Here is a 21428-nt window from a genome sequence, read left to right on the forward strand (position 1 = left end):
CCATCTTAATTTGCATGGCGCTCAATTTATTGGTTTTTATTTTACAGGACAACACTTTATGGGTCAGATAGTTGGTATTGCCATCGTATGGTTTATTATCGAGATGCTGCTTTGGTATTTGCTTGCTCAATTTACGAGTGGCTGGTGGGTATTTATGTGGTTTATTATCGCCGCTGTCATCGGTATCTCGCTCCTGCGCAAAGGCATGGCAGCTCTCAATCCAATGGCACAGCAGATGAAAGCTGGCGGTATGATGAACCCATCGATGCGTCCGCAAGAGTCAACCATGATCAAAAGTGTGGCTATGGCAGCCGCTGGTATCTTGCTGCTCATTCCCGGTGTGCTTAGTGACTTATTGGCGTTACTGGTTATCTTGCCACCCGTGCAGAAAAAGCTCAAAGACTTTGCCAATAAGTATGTCATGAACAATCAGCAAAAAATGATGGAAATGATGGCAAAGCAGATGGGTGGACAAATGGGCGGCGGACAGAATCCATTTGGTGGTGCAGGGGGTATGGGCGGACAAAACCCGTTCGGCGGCGCTGGTGGGATGAACAATCAAAGTCCGTTTGGTCAACAACAAAACCCGTTCGGTGATGTATTTAAGCAGCATACAACGATTGATGGGACAGCAAAAACCATTCCTAAAGACGTGAAAAAAATTACCAAATCTGCCAATGATGAGTAGCGTATTAACCACTGACTATCAAATTATTTAGCCACTAAAAAGCCCCTTTCGTCAATAACAAAAGGGGCTTTTTAGTGGCTGTAATTCGTTCTTTATACATATAGTGCTTATAAATAAATAAACTACTAACCGAATATAACAACCGAAGTGCCGCCGCAAGATGGTGACCCATGAACCGTGAAGTTCAGGGCGGATGCGTCACTGCCTCGGCAGGTTTCCTGATACACCGCAAGCGGTGCAGGCATACACAATGAAGCAGTAGGTACCACATCCTGGTAAAGCATTATCGGCTCAGGGAATAAACATCTGCTAGCCAACACTTCAGAATATAATTATATTAACCAATGGTTTGAGTGATTGCAAGTACGAATTACAGATTGCTACGTGGCGTTGATAATTTGCATTATTGCGATGGAGTAATATTACCTTCATATTTTCTAGAAAAGCAATCAACTGTTGACTAAAAAGCTCATTTTTCAGCTATTTCAAGATGTGTGCTAATATAGAGGACTTTATATATCCTAATACAGCATTATAGGCGTTCATTCACTTGAGGAGCGGTAATCCATGATCAATACCCAGCAACAATCAGAATCTATCGACGACAATCAGGCGCAATTAAGTAAGCAGCAAGATGGCGAAAATAATAAAAAAGTGCCGCGTGTTTTAATGATATTAGATGGGTTTGGACATCGTGAAGACGATAAAGACAATGCCATTGCTGCCGCTAATATGCCAAATTTAGATAAGATTTATGAGCAATATCCGCATGGATTGATATCAGCGTCAGGAGAAGATGTGGGCTTGCCAGATGGGCAGTTTGGTAATTCAGAAGTTGGGCATATGAACTTGGGTGCTGGGCGCGTACTTTACCAAGACTCAACCCGCATCTCAAGTGAAGTCGCCAGTCGTGATTTTTATAAAAATGAAGCCTTGGTCAATGCAGTAAAAGCCGCCAATACACTCGGCGGTAATGTGCATATTATGGGCTTACTGTCAGATGGTGGTGTTCATTCAAATCAAGACCATATTGAAGCAATGTGCCATTCAGCGTTGGTACATGGTGCCAAAAACGTCTTTGTTCATTGCTTTTTAGATGGTCGTGACACGCCGCCTAAGTCTGCGGATAAATACATCAATCGTCTGCGCGATTATATCGAAAAGCTCAATGCGCACTATGAGGGCGGTCGTGTACAGATTGCCAGTATTATTGGACGTTATTATGCGATGGATCGTGACAATCGCTGGGATCGCGTGCAAAAAGCCTATGAGCTTATCACTGAGGGTAAAGCGGATCGTTTAGCAACTCGTGCTGATGGGGCAGTGCAAGCTGCCTATAAAGCCCGTGAAACCGATGAATTTATCAATCCAACAGTCGTGATTGGGCGTGACGAGGTGCCTTATACTGTTGATGACAATGATGCGCTTATTTTTATGAACTTCCGTGCTGACCGTGCACGTGAGCTTGCACAAGCTTTTATATTGCCGGATCACGAGTTTTCAGGGTTTGCCCGTAATAAGCAGCCAAAACTTGCGGCGTTTGTGATGTTGACCAAGTATTCTGATGTGTTAGCAGACAATCCCAAAACCAGCATTGCCTATTATCCAACTTCATTGACCAATACTCTTGGCGAATATTTGCAAGATAAGGGTAAAACCCAGCTGCGCATCGCTGAAACTGAAAAATATGCCCATGTGACGTTTTTTTTTAGTGGCGGACGTGAAGATGAATATAAAGGTGAGACACGTATCTTAGTACCATCTCCAAATGTTGCCACTTATGACTTACAGCCGGAGATGAGCGCCCCTGAAGTGACAGATAAATTGGTGGAAGCGATTGAATCTGGCAAATATGATGTGTTGGTCGTCAATTACGCCAATGGCGATATGGTCGGTCATACCGGTATCTTTGATGCTGCCGTTCAAGCAGTAGAAGCCTTGGATGTCTGCGTTGGTCGTGTGGCGGCAGCGGTACGTGCTGCAGGCGGCGATATGCTGATTACAGCAGATCATGGTAACTGCGAGCAGATGCAAGACTATGACAGTGGTCAGGTACATACTCAACATACGACTGAGCACGTACCGCTGATTTATGTTGGTGAGAAAAAAGTACAAGTCCGTAGCGGCGGTAAGCTTAGCGATGTTGCTCCTACTATCTTGGCATTAATGGATATCGAAGCACCCACTGAGATGACAGGTGAAAGTTTATTGGTTGGCGCCCAATAAACGGGTATGGTTATATCTTTGATAAACTGTACTTTTTAAAAAAGGAGAGCTATTGATGAGCTCTTCTTTTTTGTTGCTATATTTTGTCTGACATTTCACCTAAGTTACTTGCAATACTCTCCTATTCTTACAAGGACGCTTGATGCTATCTTATGGGCTATTATTCAATAGTAACCATATAACGATCTATAACGATCCTATAATAATGATGGCTTAACTTTGGACAAATTTTCAGGTGATTTTTATGCATTTTATCAATCCTATCAGCTGCATCATTTCATTGACCTCTAAAAGAGTAGAGCCGTTAGTGAGCATGATATCTACTCACTCTAGTATCTTAAAGCCGACCCTTATTGTGGGTCTGTTGGGCTTAATTGTGATTCATATGCCGGCACAAGCGGCCGTCAAGGATACTGCTCCAGGGCGCAACGCTAGTCCTACGGCAAGTTTACAACTGATCAATTTAAATACCAATAACGTGCCATTAGAAAACGGCGCGGATGATTTATCAGATATTGCTGATATGCTTGAGTCTGCTGATCAATCTGACGATTTAATTGATAGCGTGGCGGATGAAAGTGTGCTGAACAATGAGTCGGCTGTTATTAATACCGACATTCCTGCTGCAGTGGCGCAAGTGTCATTAAATGCCATTTCTCCTGAAACGCTAAAGACTTTCGTTGCTTTGGTTGACTTAGTACGCCGCGAATATGTGGATACCGTCAATGATGAAGAGCTATTTAATAATGCCATGAGCGGCATGTTGACCAAGCTGGATAGTCATGCTGAATTTTTGGATGCTGAAGCCTATGAAAATCTGCGCGCTTTTACCGAAGGCGATGTCGGCGATATTGGCATCAAGGTTGAATATCAGTCAACTTTAGGCTATTGGGTCATCACTGAGGTACTTGATGATTCACCTGCCGATAAAAAAGGCATCGCGGTTGGTGATTATTTGCACCAAGTCGATGAGTTTAAGCTTGGCGAAGATGAAGAGAGTAATGATATCGAGCAGCTCTTGACAGGGATTGCAGGGACGCAGGTAGATGTGGTGACGTCCAAGGCAGGACGCCGTAAACATACCACCACGTTACAACGTAATAATAGCCATCCTCAAATCATTGAAACTCGTTTTGTAGACGGTATGGCCGTTGTTCGGTTGCCAGCATTTCAAAATAACAGCCGAGAAAAACTGCTGCAAAGTTTGATTGATTTAGATAAGCCTGTCACAGGAATATTATTGGATTTGCGTGACAATCCAGGCGGCGTATTGGCATCAGCTGTGAGCGTTGCTAGCCTATTTATGACAGATACGGATGTGGTGCAGATAAAGAGTCGTCAAGCTGATTCGCGCACACTATCGACTAAAGGTGCAGCATTACTTGAGTCATTGCCAGTAGTGGTGCTACAAAATCGCTACTCGGCGTCAGCGGCAGAAGTGTTGACCAGCAGCTTGCAAGCACAAAAGCGCGCTACTGTCTTAGGTGAGGTCAGTTATGGAAAAGGTTCCGTACAATCAGTGATACCGCTTAATGATGAGCAAGCAGTCAAGCTCACGGTTGCCAATTATATGACCGCTTCAGGTAAGAAGATAGATGGTATTGGGGTAGAGCCTGATATCGCTCTATCGGGGAGTGAGAGCGCGTGGGAGCAGCAAGCGCTTGATTTATTACGAAACAAAGCGCTTACTTCAGGTGTTCGATTTGTACGCAAAGCCGCATTAGCGGATTATTCCGAGAAAAAAACGGATCCTAAACACAGTATGATTAAGAACAATACGGTGATAAATAATGTTATTGAAAAACCCACATCTAAGAAAAATCCCTAATGTATAGTCAATGAAAAGTAATATCGACACATTAGGTACTGCTGGTATCAATTTTTCTTGCTTGCTGTAGCTAGCCGACAGAGGCTGCAAAAAATTTGTACCAGCAGTACCGTAGCGTTTCTAGAGTATTTTGACTATAGTCGCAATCCTAAAGCAAAGCGCATTATTCAGACTGATCTTCTGCAATATCGAGTTTGGTCATACGATAGCGTAACGATCGAAAAGTCGTCCCTAACAATTCAGCGGCTTGGGTTTTATTCCAACCAGTTTGCTTAAGTGCAGTGATAATAAGCTTTTTTTCTTGCTCTTGAAGATAGAGCTCCAACCCTTGTGCGGGCAGCTCAGCACTAACAGTATTCGACGCTGTAGTGATATCAAATTGATTGCGCTCATTATCGTTCTTTATCACTGTTTCTGACGGATATTTATCCGTTACCTTGTCTGTTGACTCAATACCATACGCTGTTGACACTACTGAGCGCCGATCTATCTCAGAGAGCGTTGAGTCAGATATGACGCCAGATATTGAAGGCCGCTTTACTGCAGCGTAGTGATGAGTCATCGTACGATAAGGATGGAGATTAGCCGTTACTTGCTGCGTCGTGTCATTTTTGATAGATGATGGTTTTTCGTCATTTTTATCTGTTTTTTCTATTGAATCAGAGACTCTGTTTTCGTTGATTTTTTGATGCTTATCAGTTTCTTGATCGGCATCAAAATCAGATAAGCCGAGATGGCTTATATCAATGGTTGAAGTTTCAGCCAAAGTAACGGCACGCTCAAGTACATTACGCAGCTCACGAACGTTACCAGCAAAATCATGCTGTTGTAGGCGCAGGTTAGCCTCTGCGGTTAATAAAGGCTGCGACTCCAACTGCCATTCTTCAGCAATCATTGCCAAAAAATGCTCCGCCAATACTGGTATATCATCGCGCCGTGCATTAAGTGTGGGCAGTTTTAGTTCAATCACATTGATACGATAATACAAATCTTGGCGAAACATGCCACCTTGTACCAGCTGATTCAAATCTTTGTGCGTGGCTGACAAGATTCGTATATCGACTGGTACTTCTTTGGTATCACCAATCGCGCGTACGGTTTTCTCTTGAATAGCCCGCAGTAACTTGACTTGCATCGCCAAAGGCAAATCTGCCACTTCATCTAAAAATAAAGTACCGCCATTGGCTTGCTGAAATAGACCTTGCTTGTCGGCAACTGCACCGGTAAAACTGCCTTTTTTATGACCAAAAAATTCTGATTCCATCAGCTCTGATGGTATAGCCCCGCAGTTGACTGGCACAAAACTGCCGTCACGCCGCGGGCTTAAGTCATGAATGAGCCGAGCAACGACTTCTTTACCCGTACCTGAAGCACCTGACAAAAATACTGGCGCTTGTGAGCGTGCCAATTTTAAAATAGTGTTTTTCAAGGGATGCATAACGGCGGAATCACCGATTAGGCGGCTATCTAATATTTGCTGCTCAGGAGAGGATTCAGGTGTGGCTTCGGCTTCGTTATTTTGGTCAATAACCTTTAGCGCATTTTCAACCAATTGCCGTAAGCGTGGCAGCTCAAGCGGTTTATTAACAAAATCAAAAGCCCCAAGCTTTAGCGCTTCAATCGCTAAATCCATGCTGCCATGTGCCGTAATTACAGCAATAGGCTTATTGGAGCTGGCACTGATATGTTTGACCAATTCTAATCCTGAGCCATCAGGGAGCTTTAAATCGGTGAGACAAAAATCATAGTCATTGTCTTGCCAGTACGATTTCGCTTGCGACAACGTATAAGCAACATCACTTTTGATGCCCATTTTGGTCAGGGTGATTTGCATCAAACGGCATAAATCTACTTCGTCATCAACGACTAGCGCGGTGGTTGCCATACATCATCTCATTGTTTTTAAGTACTACAACAGTATTAAAAAATAATTACCTAAGGATTTATCAGAGCCAAAAACTGCCTTAGTTGCAGGTATTCTTTTTAATGAACAGTATAAATCCTTTTATCTTGTATTTTCCCTAAATTTTTTTTGATATAGTCGATCCTAAATAAAAGAAATACAAATGTTATCAAGCACTACGGGGTTAATTTTTCTTGCTTGCTGTACCTACGCAGACATAGGCTGTAAATAATGAACCCCAGTAATTCTGTACCCTTTTAAAAGTGGAGTAATTATCATTGATTTTTTCTTTTTTAGATAAATACTGGGTTAACGACATTATCATGCACAGCAGGAAAAATCAGCCTAAAGCAGGTTTTTTTATGATCAGGCACATATAGTAAGCGTGCTTGATTGGCTTCACAAAATGCTTGAGACAAATACAACCCAAGCCCTGTACCTGATTGATCGGTAGTAAAAAATGGATTGAATAAAGAGCTTAAATTATCTGCATTAACACCAACGCCGTCATCCAAAACATCGATTATAACATCGTTATCGGCACAATAAATTTCGATTTCCACAAAGGCATGAGGGTGGGCGTAACTACTATAGCGTAAACCATTATTGATTAAATTGATGAGTACCTGCTCTAACTGATGAGTATCAAAAGAGATGGTAGGCTTGGTCATGATATGTAAAAAGACATCATGTCCTTTGAAATAATTGTCTAAAAATACGGGCATCCAATCAGCAAGGACAATGGTTTTCTGGTTCGCCGTTTGCTGGCGCGACAACTTTAAGACGTCTTCGATAATGCGATTGACGCGTTTTGTTTGCGAAAATATCATTTTATAAAGCTCATGGTTGTCGGTCATGTCGCTATTTGTATGATTGCTGGCGAAAGGGCTTAGTGTATTGTCAGCGCCCATCTCGCTTTCCATAACGTCTTCTATTAATAGCTGGCTTGCTTGGGAAATAGCTGCTAAAGGGTTTCTGATTTCATGAGCAATACTGGCGGTCAATTGTCCAAGTGAGGCGAGCTTTAACTGTTGCGCGCTGGCTTGTTCACGGCGTAAATCCTCTAATATAATAAGTTTACTGTCGTCTCTTAGCGGAATAATATCGACACGCAGCTTGCCAATGACAGAGGAGTTGGCAACAGCAGGCAGCTCATAAATAAAAGTACGTGAATATCCTGCTGCTACCGATAGGCAAGCATCAAATAATTGCAGATGTTGTTCGCCAAGTTGCTGCTGAAAGGCGGCTACTGATTTTGGTTTGTTGTCATTACGATTAGGGATGCTCAGTAATTGATAAGCTGCAAGGTTGGCTAAGACCACCTGTTTGTTATCAATGACAATGACACCATTAACCATTTGAGAAATGACTTCTTGATTGATGCTATTTAAACGCTCGACTTCTTTGGCGTGGCTAGCGGCTACTTTTTCGAGCTGACCCAAGCGCTGCGATATCGACCAGCTTAGACCGCCTACTGCCAAAAAGCTGGCTGACATGAGTAGGGCATTGCCTAAATTTGCCAAGCTCATACTATTGGCAATGGCATAAAAAAACTGCTGATAAATCACAAAGATAATGGCAAGTAAGGTGATAATCAGTGCTTGTGAGCCATGTAACAGCATAAAGCTTGCTGCTACCACCACCATATATAGCATGGTCAGCTGCAAATCAGGTGCGCCAGCAGTATAAAGCAGTAAGCTCAGGCTAATAACATCTAACGCCAACCCAAAAGCCAGCTGTCGGCGCATATGCTTGCTAACGGTATAGAACAATCCTAGCAAGATTAAGCTCAGCAAGACATAAAAACTGAGCACGGTCTGCTGCAAAAAACTTGGCAATGACGGGCTGTTAGCAGCACGAATCGTAATATACACCATTAGCATAAAAAACAAGCTGACGATAAAGCGATAACTGCTATAAATCAGCCCCAATTTGCGTAATTGCGGTACAGGCAGAATATCATCTTGCTCTAGATAGTCAGTAATGACAGCGATAAGGTGTGAGGCATATTTGGCAGGATTCATGGGTTGATAACTAAGGTTCTTGATAAATGGGGTGCTTGATAATTAGGGTTGAATAAGACCATGGCGAATCGCCAAATGCGTTAATTTCACATCACTATCGACATTTACTTTTTCATAAATACGATAACGATAGGTATTGATGGTCTTTACACTAACAAACAACTGGTCTGCGATTTGTTGGGGACTTTGGCAGTTGACTACCATCATTGCTACTTGCTTCTCGCGATCACTGAGCAGATCAAAGGGTGAATTGGCATTATCAGATAATAGTACGTCCGCTAACTGTTCAGCGACATCTTGGCTAAAATAGCGACCACCTTGATAGATTTTTTTGACAGCTCGTAGCATCTCATCAAGCGGTGTGCCTTTAGTAATATAACCATTGACGCCAGCTTTAATCAACATTGAAGGATAAGGCTGAGCCGACATACTGCTAACAGCCAATATCTTGATACCCATATTCAGTTGAATCAAACGTTTGGTGGCTTCGAGACCACCGATATTAGGCATATTCACATCCAGTAATATCACATCAGGACGCAGCTGTTTTGCCAGCTTTATCGCCATATCACCACTGTCTGCTTCACCGACGACTTCGATGTCTGCACTGTCTGCCAGCATACGGCTAATACCCATCCGCACCAAATCATGATCATCTACTACTAATACTCGAATCATCGTTATACTCTTTTCTATCTGTCAGAATAAAGGGTGCACTGCCAAATTTAAATCATCTCTATCAATCTATGTGACCAATAAAACTCATTTACTCACAAACAGGCCAATATTAAGCGTCATATTTTAATAATAGATATATTAGAGCGTCTAATAGCATCAATGTAATACTATATTGCTCTAATGTTAACTAATATTGCTGCAACATCAAGTAAGTGTAGTAAAATTTGAATCTGGCACTGAAATGCCATCTAATTGATTTAGTACATTAAACTTAAATGTAAACCATGATACACTAAAAATACAAAAACTCTATGTGAGTATCTACAAACACACCTATAAACGCTACGTACGTTGTTGATGTTAGTTAGTATGTAACTGATTCTCTAACTGACAGCAGCACGTAAGCAGGAGGCAGAATGAAGCACCTACCATTAACCAAACAGCAATTAATCGCTGCTATGATTTCATTGAGTTTGGGCAGTGTCGCGCAAGCTGCACTTACAATTAATGGTAGCGCTAGCTCTGAGTCTAGTGCTCGCCTGAGCTGGGGCGGTGCCGATAGCTTGTCTGAAGCGCGCAGTATCATGTCTAGGTCTGGCAGCAGCTCTACGATTAAAAAAGTAGATAACGGTTCTGGCACAACCAATATTACTAATACGACCAGTTTTGGTAGCAGTAAGAACAACAGTTATAATAATAGCAATAGTTATAACACCACTTATCGCGGCAGTTTTGGCAACAGCAATATGATTCCGATCAGCACCGATTCGCGCAGTGTCGCGGTCATCGATGCAGAAACGGGTGAGTCAATTTATCAAAAAGATGCGGATGTTGCACGTCCAATGGCTAGTATCACCAAGGTTATGACGGCTATCGTGGTACTTGATGCCGGCTTAGATATGCGCGAAGAGCTCACGCTTGATCCAGAAGATTTCGTCGGTCCAAAGCGTGCCAGCTCTAACCTAAAGTCAGGCGATCGTCTCAATCGTGCTGAGATGCTATTGATGGCATTAATGAAATCAGAAAATCCTGCAGCAAAAAGTCTTGCCCGTAATTATCCGGGTGGCTACAGCGCCTTTATACGTGCTATGAACCGTAAAGCTCAAGAGCTTGGCATGACCACCGCTTTCTTTGGTGACCCAACGGGTCTTGATAAGCGTAACGTTGCTTCATCAAATGACTTGGTTAAAATGGTTCGTGCTGCCGGTAATTATGACGTGATTCGTCGTTTCTCTACCACCAAAAGCTATGACTTTTTTGTTTCTAACTACTCAAGTGGTAACCGTACTTACAAAGCCAATAATACTAGCTCTCTAGTACGTTCAGGCGATTATCCAATCGGTATTTCAAAAACGGGTTTTATCAATGAAGCAGGGCGTTGTGTTGTCATGGAGACACGCATTAATAATCGTCCTGCTATTATCGTGATTTTGGGTGCCAATAGCTCAGCAACGCGTTGGGATGATGCCAAAAACATCTTGAACAGCTTGGCAACGCGCCGTACAGTATAAGATTGCAGCGTTACATCAGCAGTATCAAAAAACATTTATAATAAAAAGGCTGTTATGCGATATAACAGCCTTTTTATTATGTCAAAAACGTGTTGATATTAAGGAGCGTTATATGATTCAGCCATCAGCCTCGACTGTTTCTCATGCCATACCTAAGCTATATCTACTAACCAATGATGATGAGTTTAGCCTTTTATATCAAAAATTAGAAGCCGCTCTAGCGACAGGACTGATTGCTCTTTTACAAATACGCCGTAAGCAGATATTGGCATTGTCTGATGGTGCGTCTGTTCTTTATAAAGAAGCGCTACAAATCGTTGATTTGGCTAAAACTTACAATGTGCCAGTTGTTATCAATGACGATATCGCTTTGGCCGCAAAGCTTGGTGTCGGTGTGCATTTAGGACAGCAAGATGGTGATGTTAGTGAAGCAATACAGTCTTTAGCACCGAATCAAATCGTTGGTCGCACTTGTCATGGCGATGTAACGCTAATCAAAGCGGCGAAAAATGAAGGTGCAAGCTATGCCGCCATGGGTGCAATCTTTGCTTCAAATACCAAGCCTAATGCTGATATCATCTCGCGTCAGCAACTGATAGAGGGTTGCCAGCAAGATATAAAAATATGCGTGATAGGCGGTTTGACGGCAGAAAATATCTCAGAGCTGGCAGGGTTACCTATTACTTATATAGCAGTCGTTGGCGATATCATGGATTTAGCCGTCCATCAAATCGCCACACGTTGTCAGCAGTGGCAGCAAGTACTTAGTAGGTGGAATATACCTGTTGCATAAATGCCAGCTTAAAATACAAGTACGCATTTATTCGGCGTGTTGCATACATAAAGTTGCATAAGGCAATGCTTGCAAGCGCTGTGCTTCGATAGGCTCAGCGCATACCTCACATTCCCCGTAGCTGCCACTTTCGATACGGCTTAAAGCGTGGTCTACATAACCTAAGCTTTGCTGCGCCTCAACCATTAAGTTCTTGCGCATGTCATTCTGTCGATAAGCAATCGCCTGATCTTCCCAGTGTTCATTGAGATCATCTTGCGGATTTTGGATATGATCCTCAATATCAGCAATCCGAGTTTGGTACTCTTCTTTTAGTTGTAATAGGTTTTGTTTGGCAGCTTCAAAGTCGATACTCATTTTTTTCTCCTAATGATTTATTGTTATGGCACAAGTACGCTATTGATCATAGATAGCTAAACGACTAAGTACCACCACAAAATGTTAATGGTATTGCTATTGGTATAAGAAAATAAATTTGCTTATGGCTAAATTTATCTTAGTTGACGTATAAGTACGGACTATAAAACTGTTAGAATACACCGCCTTAAATTCTTGCTAAGACAGTTTTCTAAAACCAGCAGCAATAGGATTTGATGAAACAAATTTGCTAAAGAGTATCTAATAAACCGTCATACAGATTGATAACAGATGATATATAGGAGCAGGTAATGAATTTTTTGCGTATGAGCGAGCTGAGTTTGACCGATAAAGTGGTATTGATTCGTGAAGACCTTAATGTCCCTATTAAAGCAGGTAAAGTGGCTAGTGACGCGCGCCTGCAAGCAAGTTTGCCGACGATTAAGATGGCGCTAGAAAAGGGCGCAGCAGTCATTGTCTGCTCACATTTAGGACGCCCGACAGAAGGCAAGCCCGAAGCCATCTATTCATTAGCGCCCGTTGCTGACTATTTAAGTGATAAATTAGCAGCGCCTGTTACGCTTAATAGTGATTACCTTACTCAAGGCGTAGTTATCAAAGCGGGCGAGGTTATATTGCTAGAGAACGTACGTTTTAATGAAGGTGAAAAGAAGAATGATGCAGCGCTCGCACAAAAATATGCTGATTTGTGCGATGTGTTTGTGATGGACGCTTTTGGCACAGCACATCGCGCGCAAGCATCGACAGAAGGCGTGACCCAAGCGATGCACCAAGCTGGCAAGATGGCTTGTGCTGGACCTTTATTGGCAGCGGAGCTTGATGCTTTAAGCCTAGCACTTGAAACGCCAGCACAACCTATGCTCGCTATCGTTGGTGGCTCAAAAGTCTCTACCAAATTAGAAGTTTTGCATAGTTTGGCTGAGCTCTGCTCGCAGATTATCGTTGGTGGCGGGATTGCCAATACCTTCTTAGCTGCCCATGGACATAGCGTTGGTGCGTCACTTTACGAAGCAGATCTGCTCGATACAGCTCGTAAAATCATGGCTAAAACTGAGATTTTATTGCCTGAATATGTCGTCGTTGCTGATAAAAATGACATTGATTTTGCAGATTTCACAGGCTCGCTGCAACAGGCAGTTGCTAGCATCAAGTCTGTTGATGCGATTGGCGATAATGACATGATATTAGATATCGCACCAGAGAGTGCCATGAAATTGGCAGAGGCGATTAACGATGCTAAAACCATTTTATGGAATGGTCCAGTAGGCGTTTTTGAAGTGGATGCGTTTGGTCATGGGACTCAGATAGTGGCAGAAGCGGTCAAAAATAGCCAAGGTTTTTCTATCGCAGGCGGCGGCGATACACTTGCTGCAATTGATAAATATCAAGTAGCGGATGGCGTCAGCTATATGTCAACGGGTGGCGGTGCGTTCTTAGAGTTTGTAGAAGGCAAAGTCTTGCCAGCGGTTGCTGCTTTACAGATTAATGCATAACCTTTTAACGATACTTCAGCAGATGAGTAACATTAGCCGTACAACTTAGCCGCAGTATCTAAGGTACGCTGTACGGATAATATTTTGGCTACTATTCATATCTTATTGTTTTCAAGGCAATAAGTTCGAATTGTCATCGATTATTATTAAGTGGTAATTATTTGTTTCTATACTGAAAATTGTTATTGCATGTCCAATTTGCACTCTATAAAATAGCGCAAACCATGTATTTGACATGCTTTATTTATGAGGGATTTATTATGTTAAAACGTCATTTATTACTTGCTAGTGTTCTTGCTGGTACTTTTGCAATCACTGCATGTAGCCAAGAAACACAAGATAAAACCGATGCTGCTGCTGAGTCTGCTGGCGAAGATGCTGCTGCTAACACAGAAGAAGCTGCTGCGAATACAGAAGCCGCTGCTGCTGCTGCTGAAGTCGCTGCCCAAGAAGCGGGCGCTGAAGCTGCAGAAAACGCTGAAGTTGCTGGTGTTGCTGCCACTAATGCATTAGAAGAAACTGGTGATGCTATTGCTGAAGGCACAAGCAATGTCGTTGAAGGTACTGCATCAGCCGTTGCTGACGGTGCTGACGCAGTTGCTGACGGCGCAAATGATGTCGCTGTCGATGCAGAACAACAGTACTAAGTTGTATAAATGCTAAGTCGTATAAAGGCTAAGTCATTTAAAATTAAGCAACATAAAGCGCAGTCTATTCATTAATATAATAGTGGAAGACTATTGCCTGACGAGTTGTTTTATAAGTTCTTAAAACATACAAAAGCTTTGGTGATTACCAAGGCTTTTTTTATGGACAAAAATAACCGATTTCGTTTATAAAAACTGGGTTATGACTTTTTATCAACGAAATTAATCGCCTAGTTATGCAAGCCAGATAGAAAAACCAAACAGACTAACAAATAGTCGGCTAAGCGCTACGAAGCGGCAGTAATTTTTGCTATAATCACGGCGTAATAATGACGAGCGAAAAACAGGGCTTTTTACTGGCTTATAATACAATCTTCATTGTAAAGCTAGGTTGCAAAGTAAACGTCGCAGCGTCGTATTGTTAAAAATGATGTCTTCGTATCATCTTCAAAATACTATTTTTAAAATACTGTTTTTAAAATATAACCAGAGAGCGTTTTATGGCTTTAATATCTTTACGTCAACTTTTGGATCATGCTGCTGAACACGGCTACGGTGTCCCTGCTTATAACGTCAATAATTTAGAGCAGATGCGTGCCATCATGATGGCGGCTGACGCTTGTGACTCTCCTGTGATTGTACAAGCCAGTGCGGGTGCACGTAGTTATGCAGGCTCAGCATTTTTGCGTCATCTGATTATTGCTGCTATTGAAGAGTGGCCACATATTCCAGTCGTGATGCATCAAGACCATGGTATGTCACCTGCTATCTGCCAGCGCTCAATTCAGCTTGGCTTCTCGTCAGTGATGATGGATGGCTCACTTGGTACAGACGGCAAAACGCCAATGGATTATGATTACAATGCTAGCGTCACCCGTGAAGTGGTGAAAATGGCTCATGCTTGCGGTGTTTCAGTCGAAGGTGAGATTGGCTGTTTGGGCAGTTTAGAGACGGGTATGGCAGGCGAAGAAGACGGTTCTGGCGCAGAAGGCGTATTGGATCATGAGCAGCTATTGACCAGCGCTGATGAAGCTGAACAGTTTGTGAAAGACACCAACGTTGATGCCTTAGCGATTGCTATCGGTACCAGTCATGGCGCTTATAAATTTACCCGTCCACCGACAGGCGATATCTTATCGATTGAGCGTGTAAAAGAGATTCATGCGCGTATTCCTAATACGCATCTGGTCATGCATGGCTCATCATCAGTACCGCAAGAGTGGCTAAAAATCATCAATGAAAATGGTGGTAATATTGGTGAGACCTATGGTGTGCCCGTTGAGCAAATCGTTGAAGCGATTAAGTATGGCGTGCGTAAAGTAAACATTGATACCGATTTACGTTTGGCATCAACGGGTGCTATCCGTAAATTCCTTGCAGAAAATCCGAGTGAATTTGATCCACGTAAATATTTCAAAGCCTCTATGGTTGCGATGTCAGATATCTGTGCCAATCGTTTTGAAGCCTTTGGGTCAGCGGGTCAAGCGCATAAGATTCGTCCAATCAGTCTTGAAGGTATGGTTAATTTTTACCCGTAAGCTTAGAGGGTAAAAGATAGTGCTTGATGTCTAGGTCATGGCTTAGCTCATTTTTTATAATAGTCTGTATAAGAGGTCGTGGATTATGATTGGATTGATTAATGGACAGGTGCAGTATTTGATGGCACCGACTGCCTGTGTCATGACCACCTCTGGCGTCGGCTATGATATTGAGTTGCCATTGCCGTCATTCTGCCAGTTGCGCCTCAATGAGCAGGCGAGTATTTGGACACATTTCCATGTGCGTGAAGATGCGCAGCTGCTTTATGGTTTTATTGACCGTAAAGAGCGTGATGTCTTTCGCCAGCTGATTAAAATCAATGGCGTCGGCGCAAAAATGGCTTTAGCAATGCTATCTGCGATGTCAGCCGCTGAGCTAAAAATGCATGTCGAGCAAGATTCAGAAGATGCCTTGACACGTATCCCAGGTATCGGTAAAAAGACCGCTCAGCGTTTATTAATTGAGCTAAAAGATAAGCTGAAAAATATTGAAGTCGACAGCAGTCATTTAGAATTTGCTATGCAGCCGGCACCAATATCCGCTGAAGGCAGTATCATTGCTGAAGTTGAAGGCGCGTTGATTAGCTTGGGCTATAAAGAAAGAGAAGCGCAGCAAGCCATTAAGGCGGCAAAAAGTAATGGCGAGACATTTGCAGATACACAGAGCTTGTTAAAAGCGACGCTGCAGCAGTTTCAGAGTTTTAAATAAGAGTATCTTTCAACACAACATTAATTAAAAAAACAGCGATTAAAAATAAGCGACATTAGATGTCGCTTATTTTCGTTTTAGCCAGTGCTTTATGATGTTTTGCATGACTTATGCGCAGCGTTTGGTTATGCTATTTGTTACCTAATCTTTTAAAAACAATGCTTTAAATATAATGGCAAAAACTATGATGCAAGATCGTTTGATTAATCCGCTAGAAGGGGCAGCGGATGCCCCTGATGCCAATATTCGACCAGCATTATTGGCGGAATATATCGGTCAGCCGGTAGTACGCGAGCAGATGGAAGTCTTTATTCAAGCAGCACGGGCGCGTGATGAGGCATTGGATCATACGCTCATCTTTGGACCACCAGGCTTAGGGAAAACAACCCTTGCTAATATTATTGCTCGTGAGATGGGTGGTAATTTACGTTCAACATCAGGACCTGTGCTTGAGCGCGCCGGTGATTTGGCCGCCATGCTGACCAATTTGGAAGCCGGCGATGTCTTATTTATCGATGAGATTCACCGTTTAAGTCCTGTGATTGAAGAAATCCTTTATCCAGCGATGGAAGATTTCCAGCTGGATATCATGATCGGCGAAGGACCGGCAGCACGGTCTATTAAGCTTGATTTACCCCCATTTACGTTAGTTGCGGCGACTACGCGAGCAGGGCTATTAACGTCACCACTGAGAGATCGCTTTGGTATTGTACAGCGACTTGAGTTTTATAATATTGCAGATTTGACTACGATCGTTAGCCGCGCTGCTCGTTTGATGCGCGTACCGATGAGTGAGGATGGTGCTGTTGAGATTGCACGCCGCGCTCGTGGTACGCCAAGGATTGCCAACCGTTTATTACGCCGTGTGCGTGATTATGCTCAAGTTCGAGGCGATGGCAGTATCAATGGTGCTATAGCTGGCAGTGCGCTCGATATGCTAGCAGTCGATAGACGTGGTCTTGATCATTTGGATAGACGTTATATCGAAATATTGCATGAACGCTTTGATGGTGGACCTGCAGGCGTTGAAGCCGTGGCAGCGGCGATGGCTGAAGATCGCGGTACGTTAGAGGATGTAATTGAGCCATACCTTATCCAACAAGGCTATGTACTGCGGACTGCACGTGGTCGTGTATTGACGCAGATGGCGATTGACCAGATGCTATAAAAGCTAGCGAAGAAAATGCGCCTACTTTTAATATTCTAATTAAATGTAGGCGCATTTTCTTTGTTTTATTTTTTATAGTATCTATTAAATAGTGTGTAAAGGCTCAAGCCAAACGCTTATGCGTATCTGTTTTTAATAAGTATTTGTTATTGTCAGAAGTCTTCTAGTCAAAGCTATTAACGGTTTAGGCTAAAATGCGCCACACGACTGCCAAAATCGCTAAGAGATAAAAAATAGGTGATAGCCAACCGATCACTTGTGTCGCAATGGCTATGAAAATAGCAAATCCGGCCAGCGCCAACCAATCTCGACGACGGTCATTTAGCATATCAGCACGGATTTGTTGAATTTCCCGCAATTGACTGTCTTGACGTGATCCTTGCGCTGCAAGGCTCTGTAACCCTTGATCTAACAGTTTTGGGATATCAGTCGTTGATAATAAAATCTCAGGCAATTGCTGACGTAGCTGTTGCAAATTACGCATCGGATCGAGCTGCTCTTTAATCCAGCTGCTTAGGATTGGCTTGGCAAGTGACCAGATATCAAGATTAGGATACAAGTCGCGACCAAGTCCTTCCACGTGTACCAAGGTTTTAAGTAGTAGCATGAGTTGCGGCGGAATACTCATATGATGGCGGCGGGCGATATCTAAAATCTGCATTAACACACCGGCAAAGTCGATATCGTTAATGGATTTTTGTAGCATCGGACCGACAGTGCGTTTCATGTCACGCATCAAAGCATGCTTGTCGGTATTCGGCGGTATCCAACCGGCGCGGCTGACAATATCGACCATCGCCGTAAAATTATTGTTCATCACGGACAATAGCATTCGTGCGACGATAAGCTGATCGTCTTTTGATAAGGTGCCCATGATGGCGCAATCAAGACCGATATAACGCGGCTCATGACCCAAGTCAACGGCTGCCATATTTGCAGTTAGGGTATTGACTGGCGGCGTCTCTACAAAGACATTGCCGGGATGCATATCAGCATGGAAAAAGTTATCACGGAATACTTGAGTAAAAAATATGGTTAAGCCTTTTTCTGCCAGCGCCGCACGGTCATAGCCCAACTGATCGAATACCTCAATTTGCGAGATAGGAACACCTTGGATACGCTCCATGACCATGACGTTTTTGGTAGCATCGTACACTTCTGGCACATACATCAAGGCCGAGCCCAAAAAGTTATTGCGCATCTGCGTCGTATTGTCTGCCTCTAAGGTCAAATCCAACTCGTTCAGCATGACTTGCCGATAGTCTTCGACGATATCGATGATATGTATGGCACGTGCGGCTTCAATACGCGCCGATGCCCAATTGGCGAGTTCTCTTAGCAATTCAAAATCTGCCACGATGGTCGTGCGAATATCAGGGCGAACCACTTTGACCACCACCTCACGACCATCATGCAGGGCTGCCGTATGGACTTGGGCAATAGATGCTGCTGCTAAAGGCTTGATATCAAAACGCGCAAATAAAGTCTCAATAGATTGCCCAAGACCATGCTTAGTATCTTCGATTTGCATCATAGCAACCGCAGAGTCAAAAGGTTTGACTTTATCTTGCAGTTGAATAAGTTGCGCGATAATCTCAGGTGGCATAAGGTCACGACGCGTCGAGAGTAATTGTCCCAGCTTTAAAAAAAGCGTCCCCATATCTTCAAGCGCGTACTTAATGGCATTAGGCTGATGCTTTTTACCCCATGCCGCTGGATGCATACGGATTAAGCGCACCAAGGCTTGTAGTTGCGGCGCCTCTTCGACAGACAGGTGCGTGTCAATACGATACGTGGCGGCGATACGCCAAAGCTCAAGTAAACGGGCGCGATGAGATAATAACATGAGGTATAAGTACTCTAGATAAAGACGAAAATAGGGTAGGTGCTGTGACTAATCACAGATACTACCATCAATAATAGGATTTACTTATTATTGATGAAATGAGTGATTGAGAAGATGTGCCTGCTCCTCTTTGATAGCAGCCAGTTTTGCTTCTTCACGTTCAACATCAGCGCGCAGTTTTAAGAGTTGTTGCTTAAGCTCATTTACTTCCGTCACGTCTACTGGGTCAGGCGCACTATTGCCTGCCACATCATTCGCCCAGTCACTAACATCATTAAAGGCGCGTTTGGCGCTATGACGCCAGCTGCCTTTAAGTTGCGATATCAGTAGATGCAACTGGCTCGCCATTGGCTTACCAATAAATGGCTCAAGCTGTCCGGCGACATCAGGATCAAAGCCTGCGACCAACTGATTTAGTTGCATAAGTACTCTGTAATCGCCCTCAATAGGCAAGTTGCCTTCAGTGCCACGCATAAGATTGAGTAGCTGGGCAGGATTATCAACGGTAATAATACAATCTGGGCGGCTGTGACCAAGACGACTACGCGCCAAACTGGCTTTTTGACGCTCAGTCATATTTCCACTTTGCTCAAATACACTCTTGGTCGTCACCGGCTCAAAACGCAAACGCTCTTCGCTGAATAACACATCCAAATTTACTTCAGGCGTACCCATATTTAGGCGCAGCACTTTGCCAGCAAGGGGCGCTAAACCCGCTTTGGTAATCTCATCGCTAGCGATGGCGATATTAATCAGCTTTTCGGCACCGGCCAAAAGTAGAACAGTCAGCATAAGGCTCTCGCATAGTCAGTTGAGCGCCTTAAAAGAGCGCATTATTTATAAAGGTTTATTGCCATCACTTCATATGATGGTATTTTTATGGCTATGGGTTTTAACTTAATCTTAAGCTTTAAAGCCGCGATGGACAGCGACGATGCCAGCTGTCAGATTGTGATAATCACAATTTTCAAAGCCGGCTTGCTGCATCATTTGCTTTAATGTTTGCTGATCAGGGTGCATACGAATCGACTCTGCCAGATACTGATAGCTCTCAGCATCATTAGCAATCAGCTTGCCCATAATCGGTAGGGCAGTGAACGAGTATAAGTCATAAGCTTTGGACAATGGCTCAAAAATCGGTTTTGAGAACTCAAGTACCAATAAGCGCCCACCTGGCTTCAGCACACGGTACATCGATTTTAACGCCGCATCTTTGTCCGTGACATTACGCAAACCAAAGCTGATGGTCAGCAGATCAAAGCTATTATCATCAAATGGCGCTAGGGTTTCAGCATTGGCAAGGACAAATTCAACGTTGTTACAGCCCGCATTAATCAAGCGCTCACGGCCAACTTCTAACATTGCCGCATTGATATCAGACAATACGACTTTACCGTTGCGACCGACTTCACGGCTAAAGACTTTGGCCAAATCACCTGTACCGCCAGCGATATCTAATACATGTTGACCGGCACGCACGCCAGACAAACTGATGGCATAACGCTTCCATAAGCGATGAATACCAAATGACATCAAGTCATTCATGATGTCGTATTTTTTGGCGACAGAGGTGAACACATCAGCCACACGCGCTTGCTTTTCTGCTTTATTAACGGTCTTATAACCAAAATGCGTTTCTTCATTGCCATCGGTATCTGACGTATGCGGATTATTAATGTCATCACGTTGGTTAAAAAGCGTTTGTTTAGTGCCGGTATTCGTCTGTGCAGCGTTATTTGCGCTACTGTTATGGGTGCGATTTTCAGTATGGTGATTTGACATAGTGGTTTGTTGACCTTGTGGCGTTCCTATGGGTAAATCCTCAACGTGCGTAAAGTCATTGTTATCAATACTATTAACATTATGAGCATTTGCCGTCGTGTTTTGCAGGGCTTTTACTTGAGCGGTGATATCTTGGCTATTAGTGATACTGTCTTGAACCAATTTATCTTGTATATGGCCATTGGTCGTCGTTTTATTATTTACATGATCAGTCAT

At 43.2% G+C, this 21428-nt stretch carries 17 protein-coding genes and 1 other RNA gene; 10 read left to right on the forward strand and 8 right to left on the reverse strand.

The window, feature by feature from the left end; genetic code table 11:
* Positions 1 to 58 precede the first annotated feature (58 nt).
* Positions 59 to 688, forward strand: a complete 630-nt coding sequence (locus JMW90_RS10385; RefSeq protein WP_201563916.1) for an FxsA family protein — start codon at positions 59 to 61, stop codon at positions 686 to 688.
* Between the two features lie 135 nt (positions 689 to 823).
* Here the strand turns inward: JMW90_RS10385 and ssrS are convergent.
* A non-coding RNA gene (gene ssrS, locus JMW90_RS10390) (6S RNA) lies at positions 824 to 1019 on the reverse strand.
* Positions 1020 to 1255: 236 nt separating this feature from the next.
* Between ssrS and gpmI the strand changes: the two genes are divergently transcribed.
* Together gpmI and JMW90_RS10400 are read left to right on the forward strand one after the other, a co-directional pair.
* Entirely contained in the window at positions 1256 to 2914 is a 1659-nt protein-coding gene (gene gpmI, locus JMW90_RS10395; RefSeq protein WP_201563918.1) for a 2,3-bisphosphoglycerate-independent phosphoglycerate mutase, read from the forward strand.
* A 244-nt stretch (positions 2915 to 3158) separates the two neighbouring features.
* Positions 3159 to 4742: a S41 family peptidase gene (locus JMW90_RS10400; RefSeq protein WP_201563920.1), complete on the forward strand. Its 1584-nt coding sequence runs from the start codon at positions 3159 to 3161 to the stop codon at positions 4740 to 4742.
* A 163-nt stretch (positions 4743 to 4905) separates the two neighbouring features.
* Here the strand turns inward: JMW90_RS10400 and JMW90_RS10405 are convergent, their stop codons facing one another.
* From JMW90_RS10405 to JMW90_RS10415, 3 genes are all read right to left on the reverse strand, one after another.
* A complete protein-coding gene (locus JMW90_RS10405) occupies positions 4906 to 6627 on the reverse strand; it encodes a sigma 54-interacting transcriptional regulator (RefSeq protein WP_201563922.1) in 1722 nt (573 codons plus the stop codon).
* A gap of 311 nt (positions 6628 to 6938) precedes the next feature.
* Positions 6939 to 8669 carry a sensor histidine kinase gene (locus tag JMW90_RS10410; RefSeq protein ID WP_201563924.1) on the reverse strand — a complete coding sequence of 577 codons (1731 nt, stop codon included), beginning with the start codon at positions 8667 to 8669 and terminating at the stop codon, positions 6939 to 6941.
* A 42-nt stretch (positions 8670 to 8711) separates the two neighbouring features.
* Positions 8712 to 9347, reverse strand: coding sequence for a response regulator (locus JMW90_RS10415; protein WP_201563926.1), 636 nt, complete (start codon positions 9345 to 9347; stop codon positions 8712 to 8714).
* Between the two features lie 416 nt (positions 9348 to 9763).
* Here JMW90_RS10415 and JMW90_RS10420 point away from each other — a divergent pair, with 416 nt between their 5' ends.
* Both JMW90_RS10420 and JMW90_RS10425 read left to right on the forward strand, forming a co-directional pair.
* Positions 9764 to 10858, forward strand: coding sequence for a serine hydrolase (locus JMW90_RS10420; RefSeq protein ID WP_201563928.1), 1095 nt, complete (start codon positions 9764 to 9766; stop codon positions 10856 to 10858).
* Between the two features lie 112 nt (positions 10859 to 10970).
* Positions 10971 to 11651, forward strand: a complete 681-nt coding sequence (locus JMW90_RS10425) for a thiamine phosphate synthase (RefSeq protein ID WP_201563930.1) — start codon at positions 10971 to 10973, stop codon at positions 11649 to 11651.
* Positions 11652 to 11678: 27 nt separating this feature from the next.
* Here JMW90_RS10425 and JMW90_RS10430 read toward each other — a convergent pair whose 3' ends face one another.
* A complete protein-coding gene (locus JMW90_RS10430; protein ID WP_201563932.1) occupies positions 11679 to 12008 on the reverse strand; it encodes a TraR/DksA family transcriptional regulator in 330 nt (109 codons plus the stop codon).
* Between the two features lie 311 nt (positions 12009 to 12319).
* Here JMW90_RS10430 and JMW90_RS10435 point away from each other — a divergent pair, with 311 nt between their 5' ends.
* From JMW90_RS10435 to ruvB, 5 genes are all read left to right on the forward strand, one after another.
* The gene (locus tag JMW90_RS10435; RefSeq protein WP_201563934.1) at positions 12320 to 13522 is read left to right on the forward strand and encodes a phosphoglycerate kinase; all 1203 of its coding nucleotides are present in this window, start codon (positions 12320 to 12322) and stop codon (positions 13520 to 13522) included.
* Positions 13523 to 13782: 260 nt separating this feature from the next.
* Positions 13783 to 14169, forward strand: a complete 387-nt coding sequence (locus tag JMW90_RS10440) for a hypothetical protein (protein WP_201563936.1) — start codon at positions 13783 to 13785, stop codon at positions 14167 to 14169.
* 500 nt (positions 14170 to 14669) lie between these two features.
* On the forward strand, positions 14670 to 15707 hold the full coding sequence (gene fba, locus JMW90_RS10445) for a class II fructose-bisphosphate aldolase (protein WP_201563938.1): 1038 nt from the start codon (positions 14670 to 14672) through the stop codon (positions 15705 to 15707).
* Positions 15708 to 15792: 85 nt separating this feature from the next.
* The gene (gene ruvA / locus JMW90_RS10450; protein ID WP_011513034.1) at positions 15793 to 16416 is read left to right on the forward strand and encodes a Holliday junction branch migration protein RuvA; all 624 of its coding nucleotides are present in this window, start codon (positions 15793 to 15795) and stop codon (positions 16414 to 16416) included.
* Positions 16417 to 16603: 187 nt separating this feature from the next.
* On the forward strand, positions 16604 to 17584 hold the full coding sequence (ruvB, locus tag JMW90_RS10455) for a Holliday junction branch migration DNA helicase RuvB (protein ID WP_041753397.1): 981 nt from the start codon (positions 16604 to 16606) through the stop codon (positions 17582 to 17584).
* A gap of 184 nt (positions 17585 to 17768) precedes the next feature.
* Here the strand turns inward: ruvB and JMW90_RS10460 are convergent, their stop codons facing one another.
* The 3 genes from JMW90_RS10460 to ubiE all read right to left on the reverse strand — a co-directional run bounded on the left by JMW90_RS10460 (position 17769) and on the right by ubiE (position 21428).
* Positions 17769 to 19430 carry an ABC1 kinase family protein gene (locus tag JMW90_RS10460; protein ID WP_201563940.1) on the reverse strand — a complete coding sequence of 554 codons (1662 nt, stop codon included), beginning with the start codon at positions 19428 to 19430 and terminating at the stop codon, positions 17769 to 17771.
* An 87-nt stretch (positions 19431 to 19517) separates the two neighbouring features.
* A complete protein-coding gene (locus JMW90_RS10465) occupies positions 19518 to 20222 on the reverse strand; it encodes a ubiquinone biosynthesis accessory factor UbiJ (RefSeq protein WP_201563942.1) in 705 nt (234 codons plus the stop codon).
* Between the two features lie 111 nt (positions 20223 to 20333).
* The gene (gene ubiE, locus JMW90_RS10470) at positions 20334 to 21428 is read right to left on the reverse strand and encodes a bifunctional demethylmenaquinone methyltransferase/2-methoxy-6-polyprenyl-1,4-benzoquinol methylase UbiE (protein WP_227691938.1); all 1095 of its coding nucleotides are present in this window, start codon (positions 21426 to 21428) and stop codon (positions 20334 to 20336) included.

The sequence above is a fragment of the Psychrobacter glacincola genome (genome assembly GCF_904846215.1).
Lineage (GTDB): Bacteria > Pseudomonadota > Gammaproteobacteria > Pseudomonadales > Moraxellaceae > Psychrobacter > Psychrobacter glacincola.

Coding starts and splice junctions, on each gene's coding strand:
- JMW90_RS10420 (WP_201563928.1), top strand. CDS start 9,764: ATGAAGCACCTACCATTAACCAAACAGCAATTAATCGCTGCTATGATT.
- JMW90_RS10460 (WP_201563940.1), bottom strand. CDS start 19,430: ATGTTATTATCTCATCGCGCCCGTTTACTTGAGCTTTGGCGTATCGCC.
- ubiE (WP_227691938.1), bottom strand. CDS start 21,428: ATGACTGATCATGTAAATAATAAAACGACGACCAATGGCCATATACAA.
- JMW90_RS10400 (WP_201563920.1), top strand. CDS start 3,159: ATGCATTTTATCAATCCTATCAGCTGCATCATTTCATTGACCTCTAAA.
- ruvA (WP_011513034.1), top strand. CDS start 15,793: ATGATTGGATTGATTAATGGACAGGTGCAGTATTTGATGGCACCGACT.
- gpmI (WP_201563918.1), top strand. CDS start 1,256: ATGATCAATACCCAGCAACAATCAGAATCTATCGACGACAATCAGGCG.
- JMW90_RS10385 (WP_201563916.1), top strand. CDS start 59: ATGGGTCAGATAGTTGGTATTGCCATCGTATGGTTTATTATCGAGATG.
- JMW90_RS10405 (WP_201563922.1), bottom strand. CDS start 6,627: ATGGCAACCACCGCGCTAGTCGTTGATGACGAAGTAGATTTATGCCGT.
- JMW90_RS10410 (WP_201563924.1), bottom strand. CDS start 8,669: ATGAATCCTGCCAAATATGCCTCACACCTTATCGCTGTCATTACTGAC.
- JMW90_RS10465 (WP_201563942.1), bottom strand. CDS start 20,222: ATGCTGACTGTTCTACTTTTGGCCGGTGCCGAAAAGCTGATTAATATC.
- JMW90_RS10425 (WP_201563930.1), top strand. CDS start 10,971: ATGATTCAGCCATCAGCCTCGACTGTTTCTCATGCCATACCTAAGCTA.
- JMW90_RS10435 (WP_201563934.1), top strand. CDS start 12,320: ATGAATTTTTTGCGTATGAGCGAGCTGAGTTTGACCGATAAAGTGGTA.
- ruvB (WP_041753397.1), top strand. CDS start 16,604: ATGCAAGATCGTTTGATTAATCCGCTAGAAGGGGCAGCGGATGCCCCT.
- JMW90_RS10415 (WP_201563926.1), bottom strand. CDS start 9,347: ATGATTCGAGTATTAGTAGTAGATGATCATGATTTGGTGCGGATGGGT.
- fba (WP_201563938.1), top strand. CDS start 14,670: ATGGCTTTAATATCTTTACGTCAACTTTTGGATCATGCTGCTGAACAC.
- JMW90_RS10440 (WP_201563936.1), top strand. CDS start 13,783: ATGTTAAAACGTCATTTATTACTTGCTAGTGTTCTTGCTGGTACTTTT.
- JMW90_RS10430 (WP_201563932.1), bottom strand. CDS start 12,008: ATGAGTATCGACTTTGAAGCTGCCAAACAAAACCTATTACAACTAAAA.